This is a genomic window from Candidatus Methylomirabilota bacterium, assembly GCA_035315345.1.
Lineage (GTDB): Bacteria > Methylomirabilota > Methylomirabilia > Rokubacteriales > CSP1-6 > CAMLFJ01.
Map to the genome: position 1 here is coordinate 1 of DATFYA010000221.1, position 2,620 is coordinate 2,620.

Sequence of the window (2,620 nt, forward strand, 5' to 3'; positions counted from 1 at the left end):
GGTCGCGGGGCCCGAGGGACACCCGAGCTCCTGGCCCGAACGGCCGGCGCGGCCGGGGTGAGCGTCCACGTCGTGCCGCCGCTCCGGGTGGACGGTCACGCCGTTTCGTCGACGTCGATCCGCGAGGCTCTTCGCCGGGGGGACGTGCGGCAGGCCGCCCGCTTCCTCGGTCGCCCGTATGCGCTCCGCGGCGCGGTGGCCCGCGGGGCCGCCCGCGGCCGAACGCTCGGGTTCCCGACCGCCAACCTCGCCGCGCCGCCGGGTCTTCCGCTGGCGGACGGAGTATATGCCGCTCGCGCGGAGTGGGACGGGAAGTCCGCCCCGGCGGTCGTGAACGTCGGCGTACGCCCTACGGTCGACGGAGCGACACGTCTGGTGGAGGCGCACCTGCTCGGCGTCTCGCCGGATCTCTACGGGCGCGAGCTGACGCTCGCCTTCCTCGACCGCATCCGGAGCGAGCGGCGCTTCGACTCGCTGGACGCGCTGCGGGCCCAGATCGCCGCCGACGTGGCCACCGCGCGCCGGCTGCTGGGGGACGGCTAGCCTAAGTTACGCACGAAAGCGCCGCTGAGGGGGATAAGCTACGGAATTTTCAGGCGGTGGGGTGGTCGAGTCTCCACTACATTCGGCGTCGACTCCCAGGCGTTCGGGGAGAGCGAGCCGGAGGGCGTCGAGCAGGTGGTGCTGGGCCGCGTTCGGCCGGCTCACCCGGCGAAACCGCAGCGTGCGGCCATCGGTGGTCTCCAAGAGAATGTCGCCGCTCTTGATGCCGCGGCACTGGTGTAAAGCCTGGGCGGGCGAGAGTCCGGCGCCCGCCGCGCGAAGCGTGTGCTTGAGGGTGACCCACAGGGCATAGCCGAGGAAGGCGACGAGGATGTGGGCCTGGACGCGGGACGCCTTCTGATGCCAGATCGGCCGGATCGCCAGCTCGCTCTTGAGCGCGCGAAACGCGGCTTCGACCTCGGTGAGCTGGACGTAGCGGGTCCACAGGGTGGCCGGGTCGGTGGCGGTCAGATTCGTGCGCAGCAGATAGGCGCCAGCCCGGGCCTCGGCCCAGGCCTGGCGCTCCGGGCGGAGCGGCCAGTGCAGCCGGCGTGCGGCGCCCGTCCCCCTGAGGCGGATGTCGTACAGGCGGGCCACGGAGGCATAGCGCTCTTTCAGCCGGCCGATGCGCTCGTGCAGCCAGTCCGGATCCGTGCGCGGGCGTGCGGCCACCTGCGCGGCCAGCCGCTCGAGCGCCTGTTCCAGCCGCTGGCTCGCCAGGCGCCGCATGGCCTGTTCCTTTTCTCGCCGTGTGGCGCTGCGGCAGAGCACGAAGGTCTCGCTCCCGTCGCGGCTCGGGAGGAGCTGGACCTCGACGGCCTCGCGGACGTGCTGCCAGTCGCCGGCGAGCAGCTCCCGCTCGAAGGCCCGCAGTCGGGCCCGGGGCGTGCCGACCAGGTAGTGCGCTCCGCGGGCGCGCAGCGTCGCCAGGTTGCGTTCACTGACGATCCCGCGGTCCAGGACCCACACCCGCTGGGCCTGGCCGTACTTCGCCTCGACCGCCGCGAGGATCTCGTCCAGCGTGGTGACGTCGGTCCGGTGGCCGTCGAAGACCTCGTAGGCCAGCGGGAAGCCCTCCGGGCTCACCACCAGCGCCAGCACGACCTGCTTGCAGTCCGGGCGGTGGTCGCGCGAGTAGCCGCGCCGCATCTGCGGATTGGCCGCCGCCTCGCCCTCGACATAGGTACTCGTCAGGTCATAGAGCAAGAGCTCGTACTGCACCCCGAAGAGCTCGCCGTAGCGCATCGCCAGATGGCGCTCGAGGGCGCCCTTGTGCGGGAGCAGGAGATCCAAGCACCGGTAGAGGCGGTCCGTGTTGACGCGGGCGCCGTCGACGCCCAGCAGGTCATCCAGCGCCGTCGTGCCGTACCAGCGCGCCTCGATCGCCAACTCGCTGCCGGGGGCACACAGCCGGTTAATCGCCAGGATCGCGGCGATCCGCGACCAGGGCACGTCGGCTGGGACCTCGTCCAACACGGTTTCGCAGAGGCCATCCAGTCCCAAGCGCTGCCAGAGGTGCCAGCCCAGCCAGACATCGCCGAAGTCCCGGGGCCGCGTCCAGCGGATGCGGTCGAGCCGGATCTCCACCACGGGCGTGTCCGCCGCGCCCGGAGCGGCGCCGGCGGGAAACAGCGCGAGTTGCTGCTCCTCGCCCTGAGCATTGAAGATCCGGACGGTCTTCCGCCAGCGCGCCTCGGCCGCGTGGTTGAGCTCACCGAGATAGCAGATCGTGCGTTGGCGGGGTCCGTCCGGCGTGCGAACCGTTTCGACGAGCGACCAGTAGACGTGGTCTTTCCCGTCCTTGCGGCGCCGATTCGCTCGAACAAACATCGCGTGTCGACGTCACGCTCGCACACGCGACGGGCTGCCGCCAAGAGAGAAGGTCTACACTACATCGCCCCTTGGGCGCCGGGGCTCAGTCATGACCGACACTTCCACATCGAGACCGCCCGCGCCGGGCCTCCTTGGCTGGGCGTCGTGCGTAACTTGGGCTAGTGGAGAAGCGCGACGGCGGTCAGACCATTCGGCTCGCGGCCGGCGACGTGCTGCCCGAGATGGTGAATGGAGTGCATCGCGG

The 2,620-nt window shown here is 71.1% G+C and carries 2 protein-coding genes; one reads left to right on the top strand and one right to left on the bottom strand.

Going from position 1 to position 2,620, the window contains the following annotated elements; all coding sequences use genetic code 11:
• Nucleotides 1–543, top strand: a 543-nt coding sequence (locus VKN16_28250) for a riboflavin kinase (GenBank protein HME98116.1), incomplete at its 5' end; no start/stop codon positions are given.
• Between the two features lie 6 nt (nucleotides 544–549).
• On the opposite strand, the gene VKN16_28255 is transcribed toward VKN16_28250, so the two are convergent.
• Entirely contained in the window at nucleotides 550–2,373 is a 1,824-nt protein-coding gene (locus VKN16_28255; GenBank protein HME98117.1) for an IS1634 family transposase, read from the bottom strand.
• Nucleotides 2,374–2,620: the final 247 nt, after the last annotated feature.

What these genes read in the sequence shown, in the direction of transcription:
- VKN16_28255 (HME98117.1), bottom strand. Translation starts at nt 2,373, where the DNA reads ATGTTTGTTCGAGCGAATCGGCGCCGCAAGGACGGGAAAGACCACGTC.